Source organism: Ensifer sp. WSM1721 (genome assembly GCF_000513895.2).
Taxonomy (GTDB): domain Bacteria; phylum Pseudomonadota; class Alphaproteobacteria; order Rhizobiales; family Rhizobiaceae; genus Sinorhizobium.
Genome location: NZ_CP165783.1, coordinates 532,024 through 555,838, shown reverse-complemented (window position 1 = coordinate 555,838; position 23,815 = coordinate 532,024). Strand labels below are relative to the sequence as shown.

General features: G+C 57.3%; 13 protein-coding genes and 1 pseudogene. 3 read left to right on the top strand and 11 right to left on the bottom strand.

Going from position 1 to position 23,815, the window contains the following annotated elements:
* Nucleotides 1-248 precede the first annotated feature (248 nt).
* From M728_RS20155 to M728_RS20110, 10 genes are all read right to left on the bottom strand, one after another.
* Nucleotides 249-1,838, bottom strand: a complete 1,590-nt coding sequence (locus tag M728_RS20155) for a class I SAM-dependent methyltransferase (RefSeq protein WP_026619960.1) — start codon at nucleotides 1,836-1,838, stop codon at nucleotides 249-251.
* A gap of 162 nt (nucleotides 1,839-2,000) precedes the next feature.
* Nucleotides 2,001-2,162, bottom strand: a complete 162-nt coding sequence (locus M728_RS20150) for a transposase (RefSeq protein ID WP_198023380.1) — start codon at nucleotides 2,160-2,162, stop codon at nucleotides 2,001-2,003.
* Between the two features lie 117 nt (nucleotides 2,163-2,279).
* Nucleotides 2,280-3,317, bottom strand: coding sequence for a hypothetical protein (locus M728_RS20145; RefSeq protein WP_026619961.1), 1,038 nt, complete (start codon nucleotides 3,315-3,317; stop codon nucleotides 2,280-2,282).
* 14 nt (nucleotides 3,318-3,331) lie between these two features.
* Entirely contained in the window at nucleotides 3,332-4,024 is a 693-nt protein-coding gene (locus M728_RS20140) for an ABC transporter ATP-binding protein (protein ID WP_370906506.1), read from the bottom strand.
* Between the two features lie 4 nt (nucleotides 4,025-4,028).
* Entirely contained in the window at nucleotides 4,029-5,234 is a 1,206-nt protein-coding gene (locus M728_RS20135; RefSeq protein ID WP_026619963.1) for a hypothetical protein, read from the bottom strand.
* Between the two features lie 47 nt (nucleotides 5,235-5,281).
* Nucleotides 5,282-6,070, bottom strand: a complete 789-nt coding sequence (locus tag M728_RS20130; protein WP_245269684.1) for an ABC transporter permease — start codon at nucleotides 6,068-6,070, stop codon at nucleotides 5,282-5,284.
* Between the two features lie 18 nt (nucleotides 6,071-6,088).
* The gene (locus tag M728_RS20125) at nucleotides 6,089-7,270 is read right to left on the bottom strand and encodes a hypothetical protein (RefSeq protein ID WP_026619965.1); all 1,182 of its coding nucleotides are present in this window, start codon (nucleotides 7,268-7,270) and stop codon (nucleotides 6,089-6,091) included.
* A gap of 41 nt (nucleotides 7,271-7,311) precedes the next feature.
* The gene (rfaD, locus tag M728_RS20120) at nucleotides 7,312-8,289 is read right to left on the bottom strand and encodes an ADP-glyceromanno-heptose 6-epimerase (protein ID WP_026619966.1); all 978 of its coding nucleotides are present in this window, start codon (nucleotides 8,287-8,289) and stop codon (nucleotides 7,312-7,314) included.
* Between the two features lie 46 nt (nucleotides 8,290-8,335).
* A complete protein-coding gene (gene rfaE2, locus M728_RS20115) occupies nucleotides 8,336-9,793 on the bottom strand; it encodes a D-glycero-beta-D-manno-heptose 1-phosphate adenylyltransferase (protein ID WP_034883264.1) in 1,458 nt (485 codons plus the stop codon).
* A gap of 57 nt (nucleotides 9,794-9,850) precedes the next feature.
* Complete coding sequence (locus M728_RS20110; protein WP_026619968.1) at nucleotides 9,851-11,032, bottom strand: AGE family epimerase/isomerase; 1,182 nt, start codon at nucleotides 11,030-11,032, stop codon at nucleotides 9,851-9,853.
* Between the two features lie 393 nt (nucleotides 11,033-11,425).
* Here M728_RS20110 and M728_RS20105 point away from each other — a divergent pair, with 393 nt between their 5' ends.
* Nucleotides 11,426-12,604, top strand: a complete 1,179-nt coding sequence (locus M728_RS20105) for a polysaccharide biosynthesis/export family protein (RefSeq protein ID WP_370906496.1) — start codon at nucleotides 11,426-11,428, stop codon at nucleotides 12,602-12,604.
* 92 nt (nucleotides 12,605-12,696) lie between these two features.
* On the opposite strand, the pseudogene M728_RS20100 reads toward M728_RS20105, so the two are convergent.
* Nucleotides 12,697-13,200 (bottom strand): annotated as a pseudogene (locus M728_RS20100) (RES family NAD+ phosphorylase).
* Between the two features lie 1,771 nt (nucleotides 13,201-14,971).
* Between M728_RS20100 and M728_RS20095 the strand changes: the two are divergent.
* On the top strand, nucleotides 14,972-22,114 hold the full coding sequence (locus M728_RS20095; RefSeq protein WP_034883466.1) for a hypothetical protein: 7,143 nt from the start codon (nucleotides 14,972-14,974) through the stop codon (nucleotides 22,112-22,114).
* Nucleotides 22,115-22,382: 268 nt separating this feature from the next.
* Nucleotides 22,383-23,492 carry an FAD-dependent monooxygenase gene (locus M728_RS20090; protein ID WP_034883468.1) on the top strand — a complete coding sequence of 370 codons (1,110 nt, stop codon included), beginning with the start codon at nucleotides 22,383-22,385 and terminating at the stop codon, nucleotides 23,490-23,492.
* The last annotated feature ends 323 nt before the right edge of the window (nucleotides 23,493-23,815 follow it).

Here is a 23,815-nt window from a genome sequence, read left to right as displayed (position 1 = left end):
CGGGCGGACCCTATAGAAGCCCGTCGTTAAATCCAATGCCCCCGAATGGCAGATCCAAGGCCAGTCTCGACAATTGGGCTTAGACCGAAATGCTGGTGGCAATTGAGTCTGCGTTTCAACAGCCTGTCAAACGGAACTGAGCGTGTGCAAGACCCAACTCAGCTCCCGCTACCTCGGTCCATCAACCGTCCACCTCGCGGGGTCGGTTCACGAAACCGGGTTTTTATGGAATTTGTCGCTTGGCTGTTTCAGTCGAATAGCCAAGCCTGTACGCCCGGATACTCATTCCACAATCGGCGCTCTTTTCCCCCCATCTCTTTGAAAACATGCGTGAAGCCTTCGCGGCTATAGAGCGAGATGTGGCCGTTATGCGGCCCCAGGTACCACCAGTTGCGGTCGAGCACCTCCGGGTCCCACTGCGCGGTTTGGAAAGCAAAAACGCCCGGCGACTTCAGGTGACTACGGATGAAGTCGAAGATCTCGCGCGGATTCGGCAGATGTTCTATCACCTCGCAAGCTGTGATGATGTCAAACTTTCGGTCGCCGAGTTCCGGCAGGAAGTGCTCTTTCCCCACTTTCGGTGGAATAATGTCCGTCCCCCAGACATTGAGATTTAGCGACCGGCGCCCCATTTCAATAAATCCGCCAATACCAGATCCGAAATCTAGGATTTCTGCACGATCAAGGCGTGTCTTCAGCAGCTCATTTGCAAGCGCACATAGCCGGAACGTTTCGGTGACACGACCATACCAATCCGGATCTTGGTTCTGCCAATAGGTCTCGTCATAGATTTCGGTGTGGTCTTTATCGTAGTCGAGCGCATCGGTGAAAAGGAAATTGCAGTTGTCACACTGGTAATACCAACAATCATCCGGCTGATTAGGTATCGGGTGGTTGGCACGCTTGTTATATGGCAGGCCAAATTTGAATGTGGCATGTGAGCCGCAGAGCTTGCACTTCATATCGTCACGGCGCGGCGGCAATTTCATCATATGATGCGGGGCTCCTATGGTTGCTGGGGCGGCAGCAGAAACCACCTCCCTGCGTGGTTGAGTTATTTCGGTGCGTGAGAATGCCAGCTCGCAGTGGGGGAGGTTTTCGAGTTCGGACATTTGAAGTGGTGTAAACACCGCTTCACCATCGATGCGCCATGCCCTGAAGCCCATTTGTTCGAGGTCAGCGATGAAGTCGCTAGTATTAGCGGCGCCCGACATCATGTTCACTGACCATTCCATAACGATACGCAGATTCGGAGACCGCTCGATGACCCCACGTGCTCCGCGAATAATCAGGGGCTCGGAGCCTTCTGCATCCATGCGCAGCAGGGATACGTTGCTAACGTCCTCAAGCACATCGTCCAGGCGTTTCGTCTTTACTGTGATGAAGTCGGTTGCAGAGTCCATACCCTTGCCTGGCACCAGACTGCCACTGCCGATCTGTGATTGGCGAAAACCGAAGCGAGCTTCACCCTCCTTGTCAGTGGCCGCAACGTTATGGAGCCGCGCAACCGGTCTGAAGTCGTTGTATTCAATGCTCAACGACAACAGGTCGAATACATGCGGGTTTGCTTCGAAGCCGTAAAGCTTTCCCAATCTGCCAATTTTGTCGCACATCGCAATTGTGTGGTAGCCCATATTGCAGCCGACTTCGACGACAGTGTCACCCTCGTTTAAGAGAGTCAGTATCGAAGATTCAATCGCCTGTTCCCAAACACCATCCATGATGACGTGGGGGGAAAGCCCGAAATCGTTCGTGGACACAAAGAACCTGTGGCCTCGATGCGTTCTTGTTATGCCGACGCCATTGCCGAGAAATGCATAATCAACAGGTTTTCGCATTCAAGCTCCCTCACAAATCGCTGGGAAGTGGCTTAAACCAACTGCGATGTAGATAGCAAGATCGACGATGAGCTTGTCACCTGTTTGGCACAAGACGCACATGAGACACATCGTCGAAGCCGCCCCTTTCATTAAGTCAATTAGCAGCCTAGGCGGGAACCATCAATTTGGCAGAGCTCCCTTTTCGCTAGCGGAAAGGCCCGGCCACATGCCGGCCGATCGGGCGATCTCCAAAATACTTGCCTGCGGCTCGAATGTCGCTGCAACAAGCCGTTCCTTGTCCTCCCGAGACCACCGCCGGCCACGCTCGACCGACGTGCTCACCTCAATCTGATACGTACGCGTCCGTTGATGCGCGTGGCTACGACTGTGCCATAAGAGCGGCCACGAGCGCCCAGGGGATCAGGATCAAAGTTGGGTGATCGTCAGAGTGGGACCCACTTAGGACCCGTTACGGCTTACTATTGTCAAATCTATAAGTTCAATCTCTCCCTCTATTGCGCCGATCCCGATAAATGTCCTGATTTCGATCGGGTCCTGTGGCTTCTTCACCTGAAAATCCAGTGACGTGACAAAGTTTCCGCTTGTTGGTAGCTCCGCTCGCCCTACAGCTGCTCTCGCACCGTCTGCGATCGCATCAATCATAATACTATTGCCTGAATGGTTGTCCCGCACGGCGAACGTTAATTCCGCTCGCCAGCGGCCAACTGGCAAGTGCAGGTAGGGGCCAAAAGTCAGAACGCGAGCGGGGCCCGTCAGGTCAATCGGGCCTTTGACGCCTTGATGCGGCTTTTCGCCATTCAAGCACATGGAAACGGGCCAGGTTAGGCGCGGCGGTCGCCGCCCTCCCATGAACAAGTTGTAGCCCGCGGCCACCGATCGGAGGGCTTCTATGTCCTCGCGCTTTAGTTCACGCGCGCGAGTCCTCGCGTCAGCAGTATGCTCAATTCTCTGAAGCACAATCTCAGAAAGCGACTTCTGAGCGTTTTCCCCTTGCCGGTACAGGGACAGAATGTTGTGAATGTTGCTGGCGCTTAGCGAGAATCCCAAGGAGAGAGAGATGCGATTGACCAGACTTTCGAGCTCGTTCAGGTGTGAACCGAGCTTGAGGGGGGCTATCGTTTCGGATGAAGCTATCGGAAAGAGAGCGGATACCGACTGAGTTACAAAGCGCACTGCCTCGTCAAAGGAAAAACTCCGGGCCTGCATGGAGTACAGTACGGCTTGTTCAAATGGTTCTGCGACCAAAACCGTCGGCACACCATTCCTCACTACTGCCTGACTAAGCGTTTCGTCGGGCACATCAAAGTAGAGCATACAAGGCCTGTTACCACGCTGATCGAGCCCCTCTCGCAACTGGTTGGCAGAATTGGCGACTATGTAGTGAAAGTCCCCAAAGCGTTCACGAAGGATATCAATGCCAAGCCTGGAAACGAAGATGGCGTTTGGCGACGGAAGCCCACAAAACACATAGATCATACTATTCGAGCTCATTATAAAGTCGAATAAATGTCTACGGCGAAATCCACGTCAGTGAAAACACGACCACGACCACCCTTCAGTACTAAGGCTTTATTGCAGTAAGATTTTATTATTGCAATATCGTGACTAACCAAGATCATTGAACAATGTTTTCGCTGAACAAATAGCGCGTCATGGCACTTCCGATGAAAGCGTTGATCGCCGACCGATATTACCTCGTCAATTAACATACAGTCAAAGTCTATCGCTAGTGTAAGCGCAAACGCCAACCGCGCTCTCATGCCCGAGGAATACGACTTCACGGGCATGATGAGATTGCGACCAAGTTCTGCAAAATCATCCACTGCCTCTATCGTTTCCTCTATCGGACGATTATAGAGTCTTGCAATGAATCGGATATTGTCCAGGCCCGTCATGGACGGCTCAAATCCCCCGCCGAACGCCAGCGGCCACGACATGCTCATTCCACGTTGGATGGTGCCACTCGTTGGCCTCTCGACTCCCCCAATCAATTTCACGAGAGTGGATTTGCCGGCTCCATTGCGACCCAAAACGGCAATTTTCTCTCCCTTCTTGATATCAAAAGAGACACCGTCAAGAACCGTTTTGGGGCCGGTGGGCGTATGATATGTTTTCCTAATATTCTGGAGCGCTATGCTCCTGTTGCCATAGGGCACGATATCGGTGGCGATGGGCGCAACAATCAATTCAGACCTCCTCGAGTAGAAGCCGCATCATTGATCGTACGATCCAGAATATAGCGAAGCCGATCGCGAGAGTTAGGAAAACATTCAGGAAGCCCCGAGGATGCGAAAAGCGATCAGGCAAATTGGGCTCAACAACCCTTGCGACATATATCCGCTTACCCTCGAAATCCTGCTTAGCTGCGGCGAGAGAAGCTACCGCGCTTAGGAGCCTCTTTTCCGCGAGCTTTCGTTGCAAGGAAACTTGCTCGTAGGCCTCAATTTTCTTCGCCAAAGAATCGTTGCCGCCCGCGAGAGCGTCTCGCTGACGAGACAATTGCTTCTCTAGCGCATCTCTCTTGCCTTGCAACTGCCGAATTGCCGGGCTATTCGGTGTCGTCGCGAGCAACACTGATAACTGTGCGTTCACTTTCGATATTTCGCCCATAGTCCCAGTAAGAACTTTGTTCGAAATCGTGGCCTCAGCTCCAGGATCCAAGATCCCTTCGTCGTTTCTGAAGTCGGTAAGCTGTTTCTGAACAGCCTGCAAATCCGCAGTTGCCTCCTCAACCATGGAGCTCGCGCTCCTGATGGAATCAGCACGAATTCTTTCATTCAATAGGTTAACGAGCGACTCGGCACCCTGCAGCAACTTGTCTGCTAACGCTTTTGCATCAGCTGGATTAAAGGCTTGCACCGAGATTGTAGTTACTCCCGTCACTTGCTTGAATTCAACATCAACGTAGCTCTGGAAGTGCTGAAACAAGTCTTCCTTCGTTCGACCGGAGAAAAAGGAGGGGAATTTGGAGAATACGTCAACGCCGCCTGCATTGAACACTCGCTCTAATAGCCCGTCCGAGTTCAACCACGAAATCGCGTCCCGCGACTGCATATATTCGACAATCGCGTAACTGTTGTCATCCGATCGACTTATCCCATTGCTCGCAACCAGCGAAAGCAAGCCGTTTGAACTTTGGTTCTCCCGAACGATAAACGACGCCGTAGACGTAAATCGTTCAGAAGCGATGACAAAGTTGTAAATCACGCTCAAGAGCAGCGGGATTACGACGCATGAAAGGAAAAGGAGAGATTGCCGGCCCTTCTCCCAGATCCTAGCTGATTGCGGCTGAATCGCTCGAGCGGAAGGAAAAGCTTGGAGCTCGCCTTTTATTGACGCTGGCGTAAGAGTGAGCAGCTGCTCATTCTCATCCAACTTTACGTTTGTAGTCATGACAGACCCTTCGCATCACGCGTCGCGGCAGAATCGTTGCGATACGATCATTCAATCTCAATATGATCCTGTGCTTTGCGCACCAATGACCACCCCACGGCGTTCACAGCCAAAGCCCATAGTGCAAGATATCCTGCATCCCAATAGGTGGGAACAGCAGCTCCGAAAAAGCCCCCTCGGAACATCTCGTTTGCGTGAACCATAGGTGATAGCAAAGCGATTTCTCTAGCCGTTTCTGGCAGCCAGCTGACCATATAGAACGCCCCCGTTAGAGGTAGCAGCAGATACATTACTGGTTGCACAAATCTTTCCAACGTGTCCGAGAGTTCCGTGAGGCAAGATATCGTGAGCGCCACGCCAAACGTCAGAACACACATAAGGAACCACGCCGTTAGCAGCACAAGGTAGTCGTCGATGGGATCAATATAATCCAGAAGTCTCAGCGGAACGTATGCGACGAAAAAAGCGACCAGTGTTCCGATGGCTTCGAGTAACCCTCGGGCGATCAGAATGTCTACGGGTCTGATTACTCGATGGAAAAGCAGGCCTGAGTTATGACGGAAGCTATGTGTAAATCGCGCAACCATGTGACGCCACAGGGTCAGCATGCTGTAGCCCGTTAAGACAAGAGGGATAACCTTGACCCCATGATTCTCCTCCCCGTAGATAAGCGACCACACGATCATTACACCCACCGTCAATATCAGCGGCTCTCCGACCAGCCACATGAAACCGATATTTCCGTGTCCAAAGCGTTGCATCAATTCCCGTATAAGCAACGCGTTGATAGTGCGTCGTTTTTTGGCGATTTTCTCGAGCGTTATGCCGGGCTGCACGATCAACTCACATCTATCTTAGTGGATATTCAGATGTTCTCGACTGCCTGACACGAGAAGGTAAATCATAACGAAGCTGGAGAAAGATAAGAGCGCCACGGTGAAAATGTACCGCAGTCTTTTCGGCTCCTCAGATTTGTCAGGCAAATTCGGTCGTACGACGGCCTCCAGATAAACCTGCTTGCGGCCGGCTTCCTGTCGTGCTTGCTCCAGCGAATTCGCTGCAGTTTCGTATTCCTTCTCAGCGAGCGAACGTCGTAGCACGAGTTCCTCGTAGCTTCCAAGTTTGGTGGCCAAAGCATCATCAGATCCGGCGATTTTGCCTTTTTCCAGTTCGATTTGCTCCTTAAGCGATCTAACGCGGCTTTCAAGCTCCCTAATATTTGGATTGTCTTGCGAATTTTCCCGCACGAAACGCAGTGAGACCTCTTTTTCCGCAAGCTCCGAAAGTAAGTTTGCGATAACTTCAAAGTTGCCGCTTGCACTTAGAGTTGGGTCGACAAGCGATTGTGCGTTCCTAAATTCGGTGAGCTGCCGATGAGCTTCAATCAACCGCGCTTCTGCTGACGTTAAGGTGGCGCGCGCCGTTTGAACCGCATCTTCGCGCGCGCGCAGGTTCATGGCGTTTACTTTCTCCTCACTTAACAGGAGAAGTTGATCCGCTATCGCCTTTGCATCTTCTGGCCGGTACGCAGAAACGTACAAGGTTGATATTCCAGTCTCTATGTCTTCCTCAAGTATAACCTGATCCTGATAGTAATCATAAAACTTATCAAAACTACCTGAGGAAAATAAATGAGAGTACCCAGTCAGAAAATCGGCCTCTGGACGAGTGTATACGCCTACGACATCTATTTTCCTTTGAAGCTCTCGCAAGGCATCTCGAGACACGACATACGCTTGGATTGCGTAGGAGTCTTCGTTTGCGCGAGATATGCCAAAGGTTCGCAACAACACCGAGAGCCCACCTACCTGATTGCCGTTCAGGCCGCGAACAATGAATTTGGCCTCCGAGATGTAGCGATCCGATGAAATGACGCCGTAATACAAAACTGCCCAGATGGTGGGCGCGGCGAAAACAGCGAGAAACAAAGAGAGCGCATAGCGTCGCGAAATCACACCCCACAGGCCGATGCTCTTAAGCTCACCCCATAGTGTGTGTTCGGACGGTCCGCCGAGATATACCGGCTCACGACGCATACTGGCCACTTCTCATCGTCATTTCTAACTAACCCGTATCGTCAGCAATCCGCGGACTCCGCCTCTAGATAGCGATAAGTTGCCGCCACTCCATCGCGTAAGCTGGTGGCCGGAATTGGGCAGCCAACCGCAGCCAACTTCGACATGGATGCCTCCGTCATATACTGATAGCGGCCTCTCAACGACTCCGGCATATCGATAAATTCTATCTGTGGCTCGCGATCCATCGCTGCGAACATGGCGCGAGCAACGTCCAGCCACGTTTCAGCGCGCCCGGTACCGACGTTGTAAAGGTCGCTCTTAAACTCGTTATCCAGCATCCAGATTATCGTCTGAACACAATCTCCGACGTACACAAAGTCGCGTTTTTGTCCGCCATGCTCGTAGTCGGACCGCTCGGATTTAAACAGCCGCAACGGCTCGCCTCTGCGCAGAGTGTCATAGTTGCTGTAAGGAACAGAGCGCATGCCTCCTTTATGACCTTCACGCGGGCCATAGACGTTGAAGAATTTTAGCCCGGCCCATTTGGGAGGCGCAGGCAAATCTCGGCTGGCGATTCCCAGCACTTGCCGGTCGAACGCCAACTTGCTCCAGCCATATGGGTTAAGTGGACGCAAGGTAGCAAGATATTCCCAATCGCTGCGATCAATAAACCCCTGCTCGCCATTGCCGTATGTTGCCGCTGAAGAGGCGTATATGAACGGGATTTCCCTGGCTGCAGCAAAGTCCCAAAGCGATCGACTAAGTTGCAGGTTATTAACGATTATACGATCGACGTCGCGTTCAGTAGTGGCACTTATTGCACCCATGTGAATGATTCCGCTGAGGGAATCCCCCCGGCGGGCGAGCCAATCGGGCAGATCGCTGGGCAGGACGAAATCCTCTACAGAGGCATTCCGCACGTTCTTCCATTTATCGTCGCTACCAAACCAGTCACATATTGCCACTACACGCGTTTCTGAGAGTGCCTCGACTACATTTGAGCCGATAAAGCCGGCGCCCCCTGTAACCAATATCATTTACGTAGCTCCTGCGTCTTTCCTGGGTGTATCGGCCGCGCGAAGTCTAGGCGCTATACGCTCTAATCCGCTCGACCGCGCGAGTGGTAGACAATCCCGGCACTAATTCGATAAGGTGGACCCTGCCTCCATGTTGCTTGACAACATCCGCTCCCACGACCTTGTCCTCGGTGTAGTCCGCGCCTTTGATCAGGTCGGTTGGCCTCAACGCCTCGATCAGCTTAAAAGGTGTATCATCCTCGAAGACGACGACCATGTCGACGTGCTGCAGTGCGGCCAAGACAGCAGCTCGTGAAGCCGCTGGTTGAATCGGCCTCTGGGGGCCTTTCAAGCGCGATACCGACGCGTCGCTGTTTAAGCCTACAACAAGTCGATCGCACTTTTCCGCCGCTTGTCTCAGGAGCTCTATGTGTCCGGCGTGAACTATGTCGAAGCAACCGTTTGTGAAGCCCACCGAAAGACCTTCTTGTTTCCAATGCGCCACCTGCTCCTTAGCAGTCTCCAGATTGCAAATCACTTCGACCAGCGGCTGGTTAATGCGGTTCAGCTCCCTGTTAAGCTCTTCGGGGGACAAAACAGCGGTTCCCAATTTACGCACAACAGCACCAGCAGCCGCGTTGGCAAGGAAGGTCGCCTGCTCCTTCGAGTAATGAACCGCAAGCGCCGAACAAAAGACCGCTAGCGCAGTATCACCGGCACCGGAAACGTCGAAAACCTCGGTTGTGGTGGCATGTGAATGAACAGCCGGTTTCCCTCTCTCGTATAACACCATCCCCTGCTCAGACATCGTAACCAATATGTCTGCACCTGTGATCGACGAGAGATGCCGCGCAGCTATCTCGCATTCGTCCGCGGTCACACAAGGATAATTCGTGGCGGCCGATAGCTCCGACCGATTCGGCTTTATCACGCTGGCCCCTTCATAGGAGGAGAAATCCTTCCGCTTGGGATCGACGATTACCGGAATCGATAAGGCTCGAGATTTCTGCATTATATGACGCAGAACCGCGTCGTGGAGTACGCCCTTTCCATAGTCCGAAAGGGCAACAACCTGATATTCTCCGACGGCTTGCTCAAAAGCATAAATCAGCCGCTCAGTAATCGTTCCATCGAATGCGTGCAGGTCTTCCTCATCACACCTCAGAAGCTGCTGACTCCCACTCACGAAACGCGTTTTGGTCGTTGTCCGACGCCCGCGGTCAACTACGAGTTCGGCCTTGCATCTCGGCAAAGAGGAAAGCAAGGACTCACATTCACGGCCGGCATCATCGTCACCTATGATGCTTATCAAGCCGCATCTGCCTCCTAGCGCAACTGCATTTGCCACCACGTTGCCGGCTCCTCCCAGCATCGACATTTCGCGTTTTGCAAGCAGGACCGGAACAGGGGCCTCCGGAGATATCCGTGAAACTGAGCCGTATCGATAACGGTCGAGCATCAAATCGCCCACCACTAAAATAGCTGCGCCGCTAAAATCTGTATGCCGCATTTTGGATGCAAACATTCTTGAACCTTATCGCTGTATGTGAGCCGACCGGCTCGTATGGTCACCAACCACCGATCACCACGGAAGACCGGAGAACATGTCCCGGCCAGTGCGGCGTCGGGTTACCTCCATAAACGCAAAGGATAGGTGGTAAAAGGTTGAAACCGGAATGTGATCAACCTTTGGGGAAAAGTCCTTTCCGTGAAGGTAATCCACCCACAGTCCCTCCGGCACGGACGCCTTTTCCGACCTTTTAGGGCGTAGGAAGTAAGTAAAAACACGCTGAACCGCTTCGTCGAGCCTCTCATCAGAGAAACGATCATCGTTGGGGTAAATCTCCTGCATGGCAACTATGGCTTTGACGTATTCAAGGTTGGGCCATGAACGAAAATCTGCTTTCAGCACACGACCCGCGGTGTCGACAGCGTCGAGAATTAGGCCGGTCTCAGTGTCAAAACCGTGACGCTCGGCGAACGAAAACAATTTCTCGGCTATTCCCAAAGCCGACTTGTCACCTGTGAGTGCAGTGTAGCGGCTTAGTAGCCAGCACCACTCGAAATGATGACCGGGCTCCACAATAACCGAGCCCGAATCATCGGGCCGCCTCCACCCTTCACCATAAAACTCCGCGAGCGTCTCTGTCTCGGGATCGAAGAAGGTCCCAGCCGCGAGGTCGAAAAGTTCCCTCGCCAATGTGTGAAAGATATCCCGATCGCTGAATGCGGCGAGAAAAATGGAGGCTTCCAATAGATGCATGTGCGGGTTCTGTTGATAAGGCGCGCCCTCACCGGATCGATGGAGGAAACCGCGTTGCGACGGATGACGAAGCTCACGGCGAAGAGCGCTCAGTGTCTCTTCTGCTACACGAAGCGCCGCCGCATCGTCCGTCAATCGATACCACCACGCTAGCGCGAAGAGGACGAATGCCAAATCATAGAGATCAGCAGTCGCATCCAGGCAGGTTCCATCCGTTGATAGTTTGGACGCGAATAAACCGTTGCTCAGCTTGGCCTTGCGCAAAAGAAACTGCATGCCGTGCTCGGCTGCCCGCAAAGCTTCAGGCGCACCACCTAAGGCGGCATGAGAAAAGGCGTAAATCTGTCTCGCCGTAACCCGTACACGCTTGAAACCCGGATCGAAACGCTTACCGCTCCAGTCGAAGCGCTCGGCATAACCCCCTTTTAACCAATCTGTGCCCTCATTGGCCATACGTGGAATAGCGTGATCGTTTAGCCAGCCTATAATGACGTCAAGCATGCGAGCCGTCGAATCCCCTGCGTGTTATTTCAAGCCCCTCAGGACGTTTTGAGCGTCTGGCGGAGACGCCTCTCACTGAGCCAGAAGCTGTACAGCCTAATCCCAGGCCACGGTCAAGCCCATGGACTCCAGAGCTGCAAGCTGCGAGATCAATGCGCACTCTTTCCTATGCGTTACGCTGTCGCAAACGTTGGTTGTTTTGGACGAGGCTAAAAAACGCGCGAGGGCAATTGGCTATATAGCTGCAGAGGCGCAGTCCCGAATCACTCGGCTACTGTGTACGGAGAGGTGGCTTGTTGCGGGACGGTGTTTGTGCTTTTCAGGGGCCGGCGGAATTTATGCGGCGCAGTTCCTTCAATAGAATCATGGCTGTGCCGAATACGGAGTGTCGTAGTGAAACGAGTGACTGCCCTTTTGCTTTGTACCGCGCTTGCGGGATGTCAAGCCGTACCGGGCGAGGGCCCTCTGGCAACCGATATCGTCGCAGACGCCGGCCAATCCGGTGCACAGATCGGCAGAAAGAACGCCACGGTGTTCGATATCGTCGACGTTGACGGCCAATCGGCGCGGCTCGTTTCCGATTATGTCGCCACCACGCTCAGCCGCCGCTTCGGCATCGGCGGCGGTGTCGGCCAGGTGGTGATCGGCGTCGGCGACCAGTTGAAGGTGACGATCTTCGAGGCCGGCAGCGACGGCCTGTTTTCCACAACGGAATCGAAGCAGACGAGCATCGACCTGGTCGTCCAGCCCGACGGCAAGGCGGCGATCCCCTATGTCGGCTCGGTGCGCTTTGCCGGCCTGACGCTGGAACAGGCGCGGCAGGCAATCCTCGACGCGCTGAAACAGAAGGCGGTGGAGCCGGACGTGATCGTGACGTCGACGTCGACGGCCTCGCGCATCGTCACCGTTTCCGGCGCCGTCGGTCGTCCCTCGGTGGTGCCGCTCAACCTCGTCAGCGAAACGATCAACGAGGTCATCGCCAAGGCCGGCGGCCCGGCGGCGCAGCCCTACGAGACCTATGTCACGCTCGTGCGCGGCAAGAAGACCGGCACGGTCCTCTTGAAATCGATCATCGCCAACCCGTCGGAAAACATCCACGTCAAGCCGGGCGACCAGATCTTCGTCACCCGCGACCCGCGCACCTTCACGATCTTAGGCCAGGTCCGGGCCAATCAGCGCGTCGAGTTCGGCTCCAACGACCTGAACCTGCTCGAAGCGGTAGCGCTTGCCGGCGGCGGCGCCGACCAGACGGTCGACGCGAAGGGCTACTTCGTCTTCCGCTACGAGGAGCCGGATATCGTCATGAGCCTGCTCGGGCAGGAGCGTTTCCATACGCTGCTGAGCAAGGGCATGAAGGCCGACAGCGTCGGCCGCTATCCAATCGTCTACCGCTTCAACATGACCAATCCGGACAGCCTGATCGTCGGTCAGACATTCCCGATCAAGAACCGCGACGTGATCTACGCCTCCCGCCATCCTTCGGTCGATATCGCGAAGTTCCTAGAATTTGTCGCCCAGCCGATAGGTGTCGCAAGTTCGGGCGTAAGCATTGCGAACAGTGCCACCGACTAGGCGCTCACCAGAAAGACAGATAGCGTCCTTCGGCTTTGCGCCCGCACCGCTTCGTGACCTTGGTCGACCTTTACGGCCCGACAAATACTCCCTTAACTCCAGGACAACTGGTCTTTCGATAGCCGGCCGCTCGGATCGTTTACCGCTACTCGATGTGGTAGATACTCCGCGTCCATAGGACGAGATTTCGGTCGTCTTCCTGGGCACCCGGCGCAAAGCTCGGTACCAGTATACCGGCGATCCCATGCGTATAAAGGCGGTCATAAATCTCCCATGAAGCGGGACGTCTCCCCCATGCAACTGCGCTTCCCCAACTACAGGCCATCTCCTCCAGCGATATGGCGTAGTCCGCCCTCCCCTTCTCCGTCGTGAGATCAGCTACGTCCTCGCAATCGACGTCGTCAGAGCAGAGCACGCAGAGATCAATACGGTGTAACAAAGCATCCGTTGGCTTCCTTGACCGCCGTCGTGATAATCAGTGCAAGGTACAGCGCCGGCACGCCTTTCGGGTTGAAGCGCGCTCCTCTTATTGCAGCGCCATTACGCGACGGCAGCGCGCGTGCGCGCAAGACTGTGAGGCCTCCTCGGCGCCGGATCTCGACGCCGCTCGGCCTCGCCCAGCGCGGCGAAGGTCACTCTTTCCGGGATAGAGTTTTGGCTTGTGCATCATCGATCTTCGTTGCGAGCAGGCGGCACCAAGCCCGATCGGGTACAAACTTGCAATTGTGGATCATGTCGCAATCATAGCTTGCGGAGACTTAAACAGGAGAGTATCCATCAACTTCAACGCACCGATAAAGTCGAGTCGATACAGACTTGAGATCAAAAGGAACGCAAAGTTGGGAACGCGCATCAAGTGGCATTGGCAGCGCGAGGCACAATGAACTTTATCGAAATGATAAGAAGACACATTTTTCTGTATAGAATAGCTCTAGTCGGGTCTATATTATCTATTACGTACATCGTTGAGTATGCCTATGCCGTCGTTTCCTGGGTTCTATTCTTAGTGGCAATTGGAAAGATCTATGAAATCTTTTTCTTGCGGGAGGACAAGCGATGGGATGCAGACCCCGTTAGTTTGAATCTGATGATCGTTTCGAAGTTTGCCGAATATGTGTGGAATGGATTTCGCTAGGGGGCGGCTGAATGTCTGAGACTACAAACAGCAATGGTGGCTGGGCTGGCTGGGGCACCGCCGGGTCAGCAATTGGCGCTTACTTCGATGGAGTTTTGTCGGGGATTGCTCAGTACGGCTCGTCGGGGTTGGAGTCGGCAAGCCGATTGATCGGTCGGACAGCCGCAGTAATCGACGCGGGCATCTTTGTAACGCCAGCGCTAGTGGGGGCGGCTGTAGATGGGCGGTTCAAAGAAGAGTTCATCGCCCAGGGAACCTCGTTTGTTGGCAGCGTCGCGGGAATGCGAATCGGTCTTAGAGGCGGCGCATTGCTTGGAGCGAGGATCGGAACCGTCACGTTCGGCCCCGAAGTGGCACCTGCAGCTTCTGTTATCGGCGGTTTTGGCGGAGCAGCAGTAGGGAGCTTCGTAGGTGCTGAGAAAACGCAGTCGATGTTGGATGCGATTGCGCATACGCTTGGCGAAGCGTTGGCGGGCTTCGTTCGCGGCCGCAATTTCTCACCTGAGGGCTTTGCTGTTTCCCCCGCTAGAATAGCCGGCAGCTACCCTGGCGAGTTCGGCTACACGAACGCCTTGGATGTGATTTCAGAGACACTCCGGATTTCCGGAGCCCCCGATATACGGCCAAATCTGCCGGTATCTCTTCCAACCAATTCGGATGCCATCTCACCAGTTGCTCCAAGCGTTCTGGACCCGATCACGACGCCGACTACGAGCCCGCTCTCCCCGCTCGACCTGCCGTCAGGTGGAAGCATTTCGCTTACCCCAGCGACGACGAAAACGGTAGACATTCCGCTGCAGCCGGTCGCTCCATCGCCACTTGTCGACACAGTTGACCAAAACCCGCAAAAGCCGACGTCGCTCAACCCGAACAAGCCGCAGAAACCGAGCAAGCCTTCCCGCAGCACTGGCGGGGGCAGCCGCAGTGGGGACCATTACAGCGGCGTCGACTCCCACGGCGGATATTCTAGGGGCAACACGGGCAGTTCTTCCTCCGGACGGCAAGGCACCGGGTCTTCGAATGGAGGGGGTACGCGGTCTTCGCGGACCGGGTCCAGATCCACTGGCGGCTCGTCAAGCGGCAAACGCGACAATCAAAACACCGGCTCTTACGGCAGTTGGCGGGACACCTCCTCTGGCAAACGCGACAACCAGGACACCGGATCTTACGGCCGTTGGGACCGCGACAGTTGGGACCGCGGCTCAAGTTCCGGAGGTACCGCCTGGAGCCCGGTGCTTTTCGACATCGCTGGCAACGGCCTTTCGGTGGATCCCCTCTCCTCCTCTTCGTTCTTCGTAGATCTCGACGGCAGCGGCTACCTGCACCGTATGGCCTCGGCCGGCGCGGGCACCGGCATGCTCGTTCTCGACGTCGACGGCGACGGCAAGGTCAGCAACGCCAGCGAATTCATCTTCACCGAGTGGGACAAATCGGCGACCGGCGATCTCGAGGCGATCAAGAACGTCTTCGACACGAACGGCAATGGCAAGCTCGACGCCGGCGACGCACGCTGGTCCGAATTCAAGGTCCTGGTCGACGGCCAGCTCGCGTCGCTGGATTCGCTCGGCATCGCCTCGATCGACCTGACGCCGAGCGGCAGCGGCCAGAACTTCGGCGACGGCTCGGCAATCCTTGGCACGACGACCTTCACGCGCACCGACGGATCGACGGGCACGGTCGGGGACGCCCGGCTCGCAGCCGACGACAATGGCTATGTCATCCGCAGGAGCACGACGACGAACGCCGATGGATCGGTTACGGAGGATATCCTCGGCTACACGCCGGACGGCCGCCTTGCCTTCCGCAACCTGATCACCAAGAGCGCAGACGGGCAGACGACGGTCACGCAATACGATGAGGACGGCAACGGCACCTTCGACCGCTCGCAGCGGGTCGAGCTGACGACCGATGGCGACGGCAACCGGACGCGCGTGGTCAGTAACTTCAATGCTGACGGGTCGCTCCGCGACCGCACGATGACGATCACCAGCGCCGGCGGCCAGACAGTAACGACGACCATCGACCAGGACGGCGACGGCATCGTCGATCAGACCGGGGTCTTCACCGTCCATGCCGACCGCTCGATGACGACCGTCACCAAGGCGCTCGCAGCGGATGGAAGCGTGCTCACGCAGGTCAGCGTCACGGCGAGCGCGGACGGCCTCTCGAAGACCACCTCCATCGACGAGAACGGCGACGGGCAGTACAACACCGTCGTCTCGGACGCGACTTTGGTGAACGGCGACGGTAACCGCACGCGCACGATCGACACGCGCAATGCCGATGGCAGCCTCAGAAACGGCTCGACGACAACCACGAGCGCCGACGGGCGCAGCCGGAGCGTGCTTACCGACCTCGATGGCGACGGCACCGTCGATGATCGGCGCGAGGTGCGCATTTCGGCAGGCAGCGACGGCAGCACGGCGACAGGGATTGCCACCTACGGCCGCGACGGCACACTCCTCGGTCGCGAGGAAACGACGATCAGCGCCGACGGCAAGACGAAGAGTGTCCGCACCGAGATCGATGGTGATGGCACGGTGGACCGCGTTGCAACCACTCAAAAGGTGACGCAGGCGGACGGCTCGACCGTCGAAAGCGAAAGCGTCACGAGCGGCGATGGCACGTTGTTGTCGCGCACGGTTACTACCCGCAGGGTCGATGGCAAGCTGGTGACGGTTGAGGCCGACGCCAAAGGCGACGGCGCCGTCGATCGCCTGACGACGATCGCGGTCGGCACGGACGGGATTACGACTGAAGAGGTGATCGACCGACATCCGAACGGAGCGTTGGCGGGCCGTAGCGTCAAGGTGACGGCGGCGGACGGCCTTTCATGGACGCGGACGACAGATATCGACGGCGACGGGACGACCGAGCGGACCGAAACCGCAACCATGGTCGTCAACGCGGACGGCAGCCGCACGGAAACGGTGATGGTCAAGTCCAGCGACGGCAGCCTGATCGGCCAAACCGTGACGACGACGTCGGCGGATAGCCTGACGCAGACCGCGATACAGGACCTTACCGGCGACGGTGTCGCGGACCTTGTTGCCAGCGACCGCATCATGCTGAACGGCGACGGCAGCCGCACGGAGGTTGTCGATGCCCGGAGCGGCGACGGCACGCTGCTGGAATGGACGACGACGACGGTCAGCGCGGATCGCAAGACGACGACGGCGTCGGTCGATGCGAATGGCGACGGCGCCATCGACCGTCGGACGATTGCCGCGACGGCCGCGGATGGCAGCACGTCGCTCACCGATAGCTGGACCGCGGCGAACGGCATGCTTCTGGCGCAGTCGAAGTTGACGACGAGCCGAGACGGACTGAAGCAGGTTCTCTTCACCGACGACGATGGCGACGGAGCGTTCGAGTGGGAGGCGGCCAGCGAGACGGTTCTCGGGGCAGACGGCAGGCGCACCCGGACCGAGACGCTGCGCGCAGCCGATGGCACAGTCATCGAACGGACCATCTCGACGACGAGCGACGACGGCTTCGAGACTTCGGTCGAAACGGACGTCAATGGCGACGCGACCATCGACCTTCGCGTCACCGAGACGAGGCGGATCAATGCCGATGGTTCGGTGACGACGACGGTGAAGCGCCACGCCGGAAGCAGCCTGGTTGGCAGCACCGAAACGACGACGAGTGGCAACGGCCTGACGCAGACGATGCGTACCGACGCCGACGGCAGCGGCACGGAGGACATCACGACGACAACGTCGCGTGTGCTGCGGGCGAACGGCGCGACGGTCGACACGGTCACCACTGCTGGTGGCGCCGGCATGACGCTGTCACGGACGGTGAAGACGACGAGTGCCGACGGCAGGAGCGTCTCGACAGGCGTCGATCTCGACGGTGATCTCGCCGACGATGTGACGAACGCCACGGTCATCAATGCCGACGGCTCCACGACCTCGACGACGTCCACCTTTGTGCTGGCCGGTGGCACGTCCCGCCTCCAATCTCGAACGGTCACCACAACGAGCGCCGATGGATTGGTGACAAAGGCGGATACGGATCTGAACGGCGATGGTAGCGTCGATCGCACGGTGACCTCGACGACGTTCCTCAATGCCGACGGCAGCAAAACGGTAAGGACCGGCGAAGTGGCGAACCGGATCCCGAAGGGCACCACCATCGTCGAGACGAGCGCCAACGGTTTGTCGGAGACGACCCGATGGGTCAAGAGCGACACCGGTGTGACCCGCTCGCGCACGCGGGAAACTACATTGAACGCCAATGGCAGCACGGTCGTGACTGAAACCTACCTCAAGGTCGGCGGCACGCTCGAAAGCAAGACCGTCACGACGACCAGCACCGACAAGCTCACGACGACTGTGACGCGGGACATCGACGGCGATGCGGTGATCGACCAGAAGGCGGTCACCATCGTCAATGCAGACGGCAGCATTACGACGGCATTGTCCGATCTCGGGGCCGACGGGGTGGCGGTCGTCGGCAAGAAGACCGTCACGGTGAGCGGCAGCGGCTTGGCTCGGACCAGCGACTACGACGTCAATGGCGACGGGACATTCGATGCGCGGTTCGTCGAGACGACGGCCCTCAACGCCAACGGCAGCCGAACGCAGACGGTCCTTCGCCAGGACGGCATCCTGAAAACGCTGGAGAAGGCGGTCACCGAAACCTCCGCGGATGAGCTCAGCGTCACGCAAAAGTGGGATATCAACGGCGATGGCAGCTTCGACAGGAGCCGCACCGACGTCACGACGCTCAACGCCAATGGCTCGACGACCAGGACCGTCAGCGAGCTCAGTGGTGCGGCCCTCACCCGCCAGGCAGAGACGACGACGAGCGCCAATGGCCTGTCGATCACCAAGCTGTGGGATCTCGACGGCAACGGCAGCCATGATCAGGTGTCGACGGACGTCACGGTGCTGAACGGCAACGGCTCGGTGACCCGAACGATCACGAGCAAGAAGGCCGACGGTTCGCTGATCGGCAAATCCGTCGAGATGCGCAGCCACGACGGCCGCACGATCACGGTGGCGGAAGACCGCACCGCGCTCGGTCTCGCCAGCCGTTCACTGGTCAGCTCCAAGTCGACGCTCGCCGATGGCTCCGTCATCGAGACCCTATCGATACTCGACGCCGCGCAGAAGCTCATGGAGAAGCAGACGAAGACCACGAATGCCGGTGGACGCGAGATCAGCACCGTCCGCGACGCGGATGGCGACGGCAAGACGGATCAGACCGAAACCTACACGCGCTTCGTCGACGGATCGCAGACGACCGTCATCACCGGCTACGGCAAGTCCGGCGCGAAGCTAGACGGCACCACGATCATGACGTCTGCGGATGGGAGAACCACGACTACGTCGTGGGATCTCGACGGCAATGACACAATCGACCGTAGGCGCACGACGGTGCTGACGGTCAATGCCGACGGTAGCGAGACCTCCGTCTCGACCGACACCACCGCCACAGGCGCGGTCCAGAGCAAGACGACGGAGAAGGTCAGCGCCGACGGCCGCACCGAGGTGGTCTCGCGCGACCTCAACGGCGACGGCGTCACCGACAGCACGGAGACGACGGTCAAGGACCTTTCCGGCGCGGCCGTCACGACCACGGTCAACAACGCAGAAGCTAGGAAGGCCGCCTATCTCGTCGACAGCGACGTCAATTGGAAGGAAGCGATCGCCGCCCAAAGCGAGACCACCGTCACGACCGATGGCCTCGGCCGAACCACCCGCTCCGACTTCGACGGCAACGGCACCTACGAATATGTCGAAGTGGCGACGACGCAGATCGACGGATCCATCGTCAGCACGATCACCGAGACGAATGCCGCTGGCACCGTCGTCGCCAAGGGCACGCGGATCGAAAGCGCCGATGGCCGGACGGTAAAGCTGGAGAAGGACGCCAACAATGACGGAGTTCGCGACCGGACGCAGACGGCCATCACGCATCTCAACGGGGCGGTCACGCTGACGACCGTCGAGTGGACCGCGACAGGCAGCGTCAACGAGACGGTGACCGAGAGCTTCAGTGCCACCGGCAAGCTGACCCGCCGGCTGACGACGGACTCGGCCGGGCGGCGCATCGGCGAACTGCTGCTGCTCGCCGACGGCACCATGACCGATTCTGCCTACGACGGCACGAGCGGCAAGCTGCTCTCCGTGACCGAGCTCAACAAGGACGGCATTCCGGTCACCGCCAGCTTCTACGATCCGCTCGGCGCGGAGACGTGGAAGGAGGTGATCCAGACCTTCGATGTCGCGGGCAAGATCATCAAGCAGGTCCAGGCGAACGACGACGGCACGAAGGAGACGACGACCTTCGACGTCGCCGACGCGCAGACCTGGGAGCAGCAGGTCGACGTCACCGACACGGCCGGCACCCTCACCCGGCGTTCGTTCCTGAACGACGACAGGACTCGGGTCACGACCCTCTACGACGTGGCCAGCGCCAAGACTTGGTCGACCCTCGTGCAATATGTCGATTCCGCCAACCGGCTGACGAAGCAGGAACAGACCAACGACAACGGCACGAAGGTTACCGACTGGTTCGACGTCACCGACGCACAGGCCTGGACGCGACAGACCTACTTCTACGACGCGGCCGGGGCGCAGACCCAGCGTTCATGGGTGAACGACGACAACACGAAGACGAACATCTACTACGACACCACAAAAACCAAGGGATACTCGAGCCTCACCCAGTACCTTGATGCGGCGGGAAAGCTGACCCAACAGGATCAGGTCATGGACAATGACACGAAGCGGATCGACTGGTACGACGTCGCCGGCACGAAAACTTGGACGCAGCAGACCGACCTCTTCGATACGGCGGGCGCCCGCACCCAGAGTTCGTTCCTGAACGATGACAACACGCGAACCAACACGTTCTACGACGTTGTTAAGACCCAAGTTTATTCGAGCCTTACAGACTATCTCGACACGGCCGGCAAGCTGACGAAACGGCACCAGACGATGGACGACGGCACGAAACAGACGGATTGGTACGACGTCCCAGACGCGCAAGCATGGGCGCAGCAGACCTATTCTTATGATGCTGCCGGAGCGACAATAAAGAAGACGTGGCTGAACGATGATGGCACCAAGACCATCATCTTCTATGACGTCACGAAGACGAAAGGCTACTCCAGCCTTACCCAGTACCTTGACACCGCGGGTAAGCTGATGAGGCAGGTCCAGGTCAACGACAACGGAACGAAGCAAACCGACTGGTACGATCTCGCCGACACCAAGGCGTGGTGGCAGCAAACTGATTGGAACGATGCCTCCGGGGCGCTGATTCAACGTTCGTATTTGGACGATAGCAAGACGCGCGCGACGACCAAATACGATCCGGCTGATGCGGCCACCTGGACGACCATCGTCCAGAACTTCGACACCGCCGGAAAGATGACGAAGCAGGTCAAGACGAACGACGATGGGAGCAAGGAGACCACGACCTACGATGTCGCCGATGCACAGACGTGGGCTCAACAAATCGATTTAGCCAACTCTGCAGGAGCGGTGACGCATCGCACCTATCTATATGACGATAAGACTAAGACGGTAATCACATATGACGTTAATGGCACTCAAACGTGGTCTCGCATAGAGAAGTTCTACAATGTGGCAGGTCAGTTGACGTCAACAGCAACCTATGCCGGCCCGTACCCCCTCATCACGAAATACGATTTCGACAACTCTAAGTCGTGGTCGTTCTATGAAGAACAACTTAGACACAATGTGGCACGACCCGGAAATCCTCTGGAACTCTTTGTGACCACAACCTGGGATGATGGTCGGGTTTCATATGGCAGCACCAGGCCGCCAGTTCTGTTGGATTTAGATCAGAGCGGACACATCGACCTTCGCCCGTTCGATCCGCTCGCCACCAGTGGACCAACCTTCGACTGGGATGCCGACGGCGAGCGCGATGTGACCGCATGGGTCGGACCTGATGATGGTCTCCTAGCAATCGATCTTTCCGCCAACGGTGAAGCAGGCGCGGACGGCCTCATCGACCAAGAGCGCGAGCTCGCCTTCGCCTCCTGGGTTGAAGATGGCCGCGCTGTTTCCGATATGGAGGGACTGAGGCTGGTATTCGACACCAATGACGACAACGTCCTCGACATTCAGGACGAGCGCTGGAACGAGTTCCGCGTCTGGCAAGATCACAATCAGAACGGCGTCACGGACGCCGGCGAACTGCTGACGATGTCGGAGGCGGGCATCCAACTCGTCAACCTTCTGCGGTCGACGAATGGAGCAAAGGCCTTCGACGATGGCTCAATTATTACCGGGACGAGCTCGATGACCATGACCGATGGCACTACGAGGCTGGTGGCAGATACTACCCTGTCCTTCCGTCCGTCTAGCGTGGTCAACCAGATCACCTGACCAGGGAGATTGGGCCTCTCTCGCGGTATGACTGGCCGCGGGAGACGGCTCAGACAGCAATTGAGCGACCACAGGTCGCCGGGCGTCTGGGCCTGCCGCGACGCTGACCAGGCGTCCGATGTCGCCGGACGGCTTAGAAGGGGGAGCCACATCCGCGGCATCAAACTCGCGCGGCCTGCATCGGCCGCTGCGTGAACCAGACGTGTAATGCTCTTGCTGGCGAGCTGAAAAGACAACCTCGACCGCGCCGCTTACGTAGGAATGATCGATGAGTGTATTGATTGCCGGGGCAGGAATAGCTGGACTTTCAGCGGCACGAGCTCTGGAAATGAAGGGCATCGAATGCGAGGTCGTCGAAAGGCGGGAACGGCCACCCACCGAGGGTGCAGGAATCTTCCTTCTGGGGAACGCTGCAAGAGCGCTCGGCGGCCTGGGACTGCTCGACGAAGTAAGATCCGCCGCCTATCCTATAGCTACCCAACGAATCCTTTCGTCTTCGGGCTCCGTTCTGAACGAAGTTGCGACCGCAAACGTTTGGAAAGGTTGCGGGCCCTGTCTGGCCCTATCGCGCCAATCCCTGGTAGGAATCCTCCAGACGTCGCTGAAACCTGGCACGGTGAGCTATGGCCTGGAAGCGGTCTCGACGGCGTTGCGCGGTGAGATGCGCACTGTTCGCTTCTCCGATGGACGAGAAGAAGAGTACGATCTCGTCATCGGGGCGGCAGGGGTCAATTCGTCGCTGCGGAACGCGGTGTTCGGCCCGAATCCTGCTCGCCAGATCGGCATCTCCTGTTGGCGACTGTTGGTCCGCAACAACGGTGAGATCGATGGCTGGACGGCAATGCTCGGAAACGGCCGCACGCTGCTCGGCATCCCGATCAGCGAAAGGGAAACGTACATCTACGCCGACTGTCGCTTAAGCGATTTCGGCGACGGCTCCGTCGAGGTCATGAAGCGGCTGTTCAGCGGTTTCGCCGCGCCGCTCGGGCCGATTGTCGCGGCACTGGATCCAGCTACCGCAGTCCACCGAGCTACGTTGCAGGAAGTTGCCGCAAGCCGATGGATTGCGGATCGCCATGTCTTGATCGGTGACGCCGCGCACGCCTCGTCGCCCAGCATGGCCCAAGGCGCGGGCATGGCTATCGAGGACGCGGTTGTCCTTGCCGAGCTCCTCTCGAAGGGCGGACCAATGGACGAAATCCTCCAGCGATTCCACCAGGCACGCATCGACCGGGTCTCGTGGGTACAGGAAAAGGCGCGCGCACGCGACAAGCTGAGGAGTGGTTCGAGTGCGGTAAGGACCGTTATCCTGCGGCTGTTCGGTGACACGCTATACCGGCGGACATATGAGCCGCTCACACGGCCGCTCCTGCCCTGACAAAAAGAAGCGAGCGCTGGCTCTATCATTGAAGATCGTCGGTCATGCTTAAACTTACTTGGCGCTTTCGTGCACGCATAGGTACTTTTGGCATCGCTGTCCGATAGCTCAAAAGGAGCGTTGTTTCGTTGTTTTTTGTAAATGACTGGCAAGAGGACAACAAGAACGCGAAAGTCACCAAAGAGGCTCTGGGAATTCCAAGCTGCAAACTTACGCTCCGAAGCACATATATGGCGAGCTATATGCCCTTTTAGGTTGCTTTTCAACTTACTGCACGCTGCTTGGTTCAGCGCTGAGAAAAGCCCGCTTGACCGATTGCGACT

What these genes read in the sequence shown, in the direction of transcription:
- M728_RS20155 (WP_026619960.1), bottom strand. Translation starts at nt 1,838, where the DNA reads ATGCGAAAACCTGTTGATTATGCATTTCTCGGCAATGGCGTCGGCATA.
- M728_RS20145 (WP_026619961.1), bottom strand. Translation starts at nt 3,317, where the DNA reads ATGATCTATGTGTTTTGTGGGCTTCCGTCGCCAAACGCCATCTTCGTT.
- M728_RS20135 (WP_026619963.1), bottom strand. Translation starts at nt 5,234, where the DNA reads ATGACTACAAACGTAAAGTTGGATGAGAATGAGCAGCTGCTCACTCTT.
- M728_RS20125 (WP_026619965.1), bottom strand. Translation starts at nt 7,270, where the DNA reads ATGCGTCGTGAGCCGGTATATCTCGGCGGACCGTCCGAACACACACTA.
- rfaD (WP_026619966.1), bottom strand. Translation starts at nt 8,289, where the DNA reads ATGATATTGGTTACAGGGGGCGCCGGCTTTATCGGCTCAAATGTAGTC.
- rfaE2 (WP_034883264.1), bottom strand. Translation starts at nt 9,793, where the DNA reads ATGTTTGCATCCAAAATGCGGCATACAGATTTTAGCGGCGCAGCTATT.
- M728_RS20110 (WP_026619968.1), bottom strand. Translation starts at nt 11,032, where the DNA reads ATGCTTGACGTCATTATAGGCTGGCTAAACGATCACGCTATTCCACGT.
- M728_RS20090 (WP_034883468.1), top strand. Translation starts at nt 22,383, where the DNA reads ATGAGTGTATTGATTGCCGGGGCAGGAATAGCTGGACTTTCAGCGGCA.